Here is a 5,111-nt window from a genome sequence, read left to right on the forward strand (position 1 = left end):
TCATGATATTGACAAACTTCTTACCCTTGTGGAATGAAACAGCCCTGCTTTTTAAGGGGGGTAGGGGGGATCTAAATGTGCTTAAAAACACTACAAACCACTTTTCAAACAACCTCTAAGACCCTTCGGATGAGTTCCGTCACCAGACTTGTAAATACACGTGAACCAGTGCTGGACTCACCGCACTGGTTCACGCGTATCTCTACGATTAAGTTCACAAATTAATAGGAGTGCTCTATCTCATGACTTCCTTCAATTAATTTGGGTGCTTTTGTAGTTGAACCATATAGCTCAACAAATCTTTTAAACAGCAACATCGTTTGATGATTGGAAGCTAAATTTTTATTGAATAAACGCTCAATATTTTTCTCACCGAGATTGCGTAAATAAGGTAAATCTTCAAAGAGAGTTAAGCAAGAGGCAAAATGCAATAGGACTTGCAGTATTGGTTTCGGCCACTCTAAATCACTGTAGATTTCTATAAATAGTTGATGCTCTCTGTGATTTAAAGGTAAGGCATAAAACATTACAACTATTCTTTTGTTATTATAGACCGGGATACTTAGTTCAACGGTATAGGGAGTATGTAAGATTAAATCCACCTCAACAATCGGTTGCCGCCAAATTCTTAAAGCATTAAGTGGAGAATCTAACATCGTTTGAAATTTGATGATCCCACCAATGGCTGTTGGCTGGAAGTGACTGATATTAATCACCCGCAAATTATTTAAACTAAATTTGTGAATGGTTTCTAAATGTTTTAAGTTCAACAAATGATAAATTTGGCACAAGTAAGGAAAAGGTAAAATATATTCCTGACTGATCATGTGCCGTTTTTTCAACTCCAACTTGTTGTATTGAGTTGGACATAGATATCCTTGATACAAGGTAGAGTCTACATCATTGTTATCTAAATCATGTTCAGGTCTTAAATATAGCCAACTCAAAAAGAAGAATGAGGCTGTAAATAGCTGAAACACTTCCAGAGTAGAGAGATAACCATCCGCAAACGCTGCTAAACTTCTATCAGTGATCCCAAAAAGCCACGATGGAATACCAGCCAGCCAAATACCATTTTTGAGTTTGAGTATAAAAAGAGCCAGTTCTATTTCTAGAGATTGAGTCCCAGTTTTAGCAACTTCATCATTATCTTTTTGAATGAGATTAATAGACATAGTAGTTCAAAATCAGATATTGCTGATTTTAGGAATTAATAAATTCAATTACTTCGATCATAACTATGCCTTATTTCATCAACCTCTACCTTCAGTTGTAAATACAATTGACAAGAATTTTGATTAACTTAATTTTGCATAAATGCTTTAACTGAAAACAAAAGTAACCTTATATATGACGTGGAATAAAGGTATTTTCAGTATTATCTATGTTTTATTTTTTGTAGTAAAAATCACAAAAAACCAAATTTTTTACAAGAAAAAAGAAGTCTATTTACATAATTAGACTAAAGGAATATATAAATAATTGGATAAAAACATTTATCTGCTATCTATCACACAAAAATATCTGCTGCTTTAGGAGGATTACTCAGGAGTTAGCAAGTTATTAATCATATATAAATCGACAATGAGATAGCGATCGCGACTGTTATTGAGAAGCCAGCGTAACCATTACTACCTCAACCTATAGAATTGCTGGCGCTAACGCTGTATTATTTTTAAATATTTTAGTAAGCATTTCTCTGAAGACGCCAGCAATGACTATCCGCTATGCGACTGAAGTTGACTTACCTACTATTGTAGCAATTTACAATGCTGCAATTCCTACCCGCATGGCTACTGCTGATTTAGAGTCAGTGTCTGTGGAAAGCCGCCTCAATTGGTTTCGGGGGCGATCGCCTTCACAAAGACCGCTGTGGGTGGTAGAAGTAGAGGGTGTAGTTGCTGGCTGGCTGAGTTTTCAATCCTTTTATGGGCGACCAGCCTACAGTAAAACCGCCGAAATTAGTATTTACATTGCCCCAAACTTTCAAAGATGTGGTTTAGGGCGAAAACTCCTAGCGCAAGCAATTCACCAAAGTCCAAATTTGGGTTTAAAGACGTTAATCGGGTTCATTTTTGCCCATAATCAACCCAGTTTAAAGCTGTTTGAAACATTTGGGTTTAAACCTTGGGGACATTTGCCTAACATCGCAGACCTTGATGGTATTGAATGTGATTTAGTAATTATGGGGCTGCGAATTGGGGATGAGGAGACAAGGTGAAATAACAAATGACTAATGCCCTGTATCTATGTGGCTACGCCTAAAGGAAGTAAATATGTCGTGGATGCAGTTGAGCCTCGATACCACAAATGAGGCGGTTGATTGGGTGTGTAGCTTACTTGCAAAAAATAACTTTACTAGTGACCTTCATATCCAGAAATACACAGAATCAGGTTTGGGTGACGATTGGGCTTTTAGCATCTGCTTATACTTACCCTACGATGTCCATGCAGATAAACGTGGGTCAGAAATCGCTAAATTGCTCTCACCGTTGGAGCGTACAGGAATTTCTACGGCTCTCCAGATGGCGATAGTTGAAGAAAAACCAGCAGATGCAGAATTAGCAAGTCACCTTGTACGCCGGATTGGGCAAAAGTTCGTTATCCTCTCTGCTGATATGCCATATAGTTCTGAAGCAGCGAATGAAATCATCTTAAGACTTAAACCCAGCCTAGCCTTTGGTAGCGGTTTGCATCCAGCGACTATACTCAGCCTCAAACTGCTGGAACGTCATATTACCCCTGCAATAAATGTTCTCGATTTGGGGTCGGGTTCAGGTATTTTGAGTGTGGCGATCGCAAAACTTGGAGGCAATGTTTTAGCTTTGGACAATGATACTATTGCTGTGCAAGCAACTCAAGACGCTGTATGTCTGAATGGAGTAGAGCAGCAAGTAACAGTCACCGAAGGAAGTCTGGGATCTGGTAGCGACTTCGGACATTGGCTGGGCGGAGATTCTATCAATAATGTGCCTAAAGTTGAGGCTAAAAATCAATTTGACCTGATCGTTGCAAATATCCCAGCTAGAGTACATATTGCCTTAGCTGCTGATTACCAAAAAGCGCTGCGTCAGACTGATGTATATGGAGGACTGCTGATTGCCGCTGGTTTTACTAACGATCATGAGGAAGATTTGGTTATAGCATTAACAGAGGCTGGTTTTGAGTTTGCCGATTGTGAGCGACAAGATGAATGGGTTGCACTTGCCTATCGCTTACAGCAGTTTCCAGGGTATCGAACCACAGATCCAAAGTAGGGGCACAGCACCAGTAAGATTATTGTATATACGGCAATACGGTTCAGTTAAGAAAATTCTTCTGTGAAGGCAAGGGAACAGGGAACAGGGAACGGGGAACAGAGAGAGAAAAACAGGCTTATCTGAACTGTATTGGTATATACGGAAGATTGTGGATGTGCCCCTACCGCGTGGTCTATGAACTTAATACATCCGCGAGAATATCTAGGGCAATTTGAATTTGGTTGCTATCGATAATTAAAGGTGGACAAAAACGAATTGCGGCTTTCCCACAACCAAGCAATAACAAACCCCGCAAGAAAGCTTCTTGAATTATGCGATCGCGCATCTGACGATCGAGATTACCTTCCTCATCCAATATATCCACCGCTACCATTAAACCTTTACCCCGCGGTGAGGATAGTCTAAAAAATCTCTCGTGTAATTGACGCAGACCGGCTTGTAATAGTTCTCCCATTTGGGAAGCATTGGTTATCAAACCCGCTTCCAACAGCCGAAGTGTGGCAATACCAGCAACGCAAGCCACTGGATTGCCGCCAAATGTGGTAGCGTGGGCACCAGGAGGCCAAGTCATTAATTCAGGTCGGGAGAGAATCGCACCCAAAGGCAAACCACTGGCGATACCTTTGGCTATGGTAATAATATCTGGCATCACGCCCCAATGCTCGATCGCAAATAAACGACCTGTACGCCCCATACCAGATTGCACTTCATCCACTACCATCAAAATGCCATAGCGATCGCATATATCGCGAATTCGTTGTAAAAAACCTTCCTCTGGAACGATGTAACCTCCTTCCCCTTGGATTGATTCGACTACAATTGCTGCTACCTCATCTGGTGGTAACATCGTTGGGAATAGCTGTTTTTCTAAGTAATCCAAGCTAGCGTGAGTACCGTAGGGAATATGAGTCACCCCAGGTACGAAAGGACCAAAATTGGCTCGCTGCACTGCTTTAGAACCAGTCAAAGACATTGCCCCATAAGTGCGTCCGTGGAATGCGCCCAAAAATGCCACAATCTGCGATCGCTTGGTGTAATATCGAGCTAGTTTAATTGCGCCTTCGTTGGACTCTGCTCCGGAGTTGGTAAAAAATACTCTAGCACCTTGGGGAAAAGGGGCACGAACTGCTAATTTTTCCGCCAGTTCTACCATCGGTTCATAATAAAAATCAGTTCCCGACATATGTAGTAGCTGTGCTGACTGGGCCTGAATTGCAGCGACAACTTCTGGGTGGGCGTGTCCGGTGTTGGTAACAGCAATACCTGCTGTCATATCCAAGAAAACATTACCGTCAACGTCTTCCACCATACAGCCTTCACCCCTAGCTATGACTAAGGGATAATCTCTAGTGTAGGAAGGAGAAGTTACAGCGCGATCGCGTTCTATAATTGCTTGGGCGCGAGGTCCAGGTAAAGAAGTTACTAAGCTGGGCACACGTGGTAAACCCAGATTCACAGAGATACTTAACATACTTTAGATTTTTTTAAGATAATGTTTGATTAAAAGCCTAGCTCCTCAACTATTGCAGTAGCATTTGTTTCTGTTTGTAAAAGATTTATACTCACCTGCATACAGTAAAGCAGAAGCCCAAAAATAAGCTAGTCAGCAAAATTCTACTAAGTTAAAGGTTGAGGTCAACGCATCATATAAATAGACGGGATAACACCAAGAGATTTCCCAAAAAATCTTTCCTGTCTCCCTGTGTCGGACAATCTTATATCATGTCCGTTGAATTTACCATAACAATAACTTCACTATAGGAATCCGTTTTGATTCGGAGAAATTATTTGCGTAGGGAGGGAACAGGGAACAGGGAAGAAGGAATAAAACTGTACTGAGTTTTTTTCAAA

At 40.9% G+C, this 5,111-nt stretch carries 4 protein-coding genes; 2 read left to right on the forward strand and 2 right to left on the reverse strand.

Going from position 1 to position 5,111, the window contains the following annotated elements; genetic code table 11:
- Positions 1–221: 221 nt before the first annotated feature.
- Positions 222–1,175 (reverse strand): hypothetical protein, encoded by a 954-nt coding sequence (locus BV372_RS25755; protein ID WP_086689340.1) that lies wholly within the window; start codon positions 1,173–1,175, stop codon positions 222–224.
- Positions 1,176–1,714: 539 nt separating this feature from the next.
- Between BV372_RS25755 and BV372_RS25760 the strand changes: the two genes are divergently transcribed.
- Both BV372_RS25760 and BV372_RS25765 read left to right on the forward strand, forming a co-directional pair.
- Positions 1,715–2,221: a GNAT family N-acetyltransferase gene (locus BV372_RS25760; protein WP_086689341.1), complete on the forward strand. Its 507-nt coding sequence runs from the start codon at positions 1,715–1,717 to the stop codon at positions 2,219–2,221.
- Between the two features lie 55 nt (positions 2,222–2,276).
- A complete protein-coding gene (locus BV372_RS25765; RefSeq protein WP_086689343.1) occupies positions 2,277–3,257 on the forward strand; it encodes a 50S ribosomal protein L11 methyltransferase in 981 nt (326 codons plus the stop codon).
- A 175-nt stretch (positions 3,258–3,432) separates the two neighbouring features.
- Here the strand turns inward: BV372_RS25765 and BV372_RS25770 are convergent, their stop codons facing one another.
- A complete protein-coding gene (locus BV372_RS25770; RefSeq protein WP_086689342.1) occupies positions 3,433–4,731 on the reverse strand; it encodes an acetyl ornithine aminotransferase family protein in 1,299 nt (432 codons plus the stop codon).
- Between the last annotated feature and the right edge of the window lie 380 nt (positions 4,732–5,111).

The organism is Nostoc sp. T09 (genome assembly GCF_002154695.1).
Lineage (GTDB): Bacteria > Cyanobacteriota > Cyanobacteriia > Cyanobacteriales > Nostocaceae > Aulosira.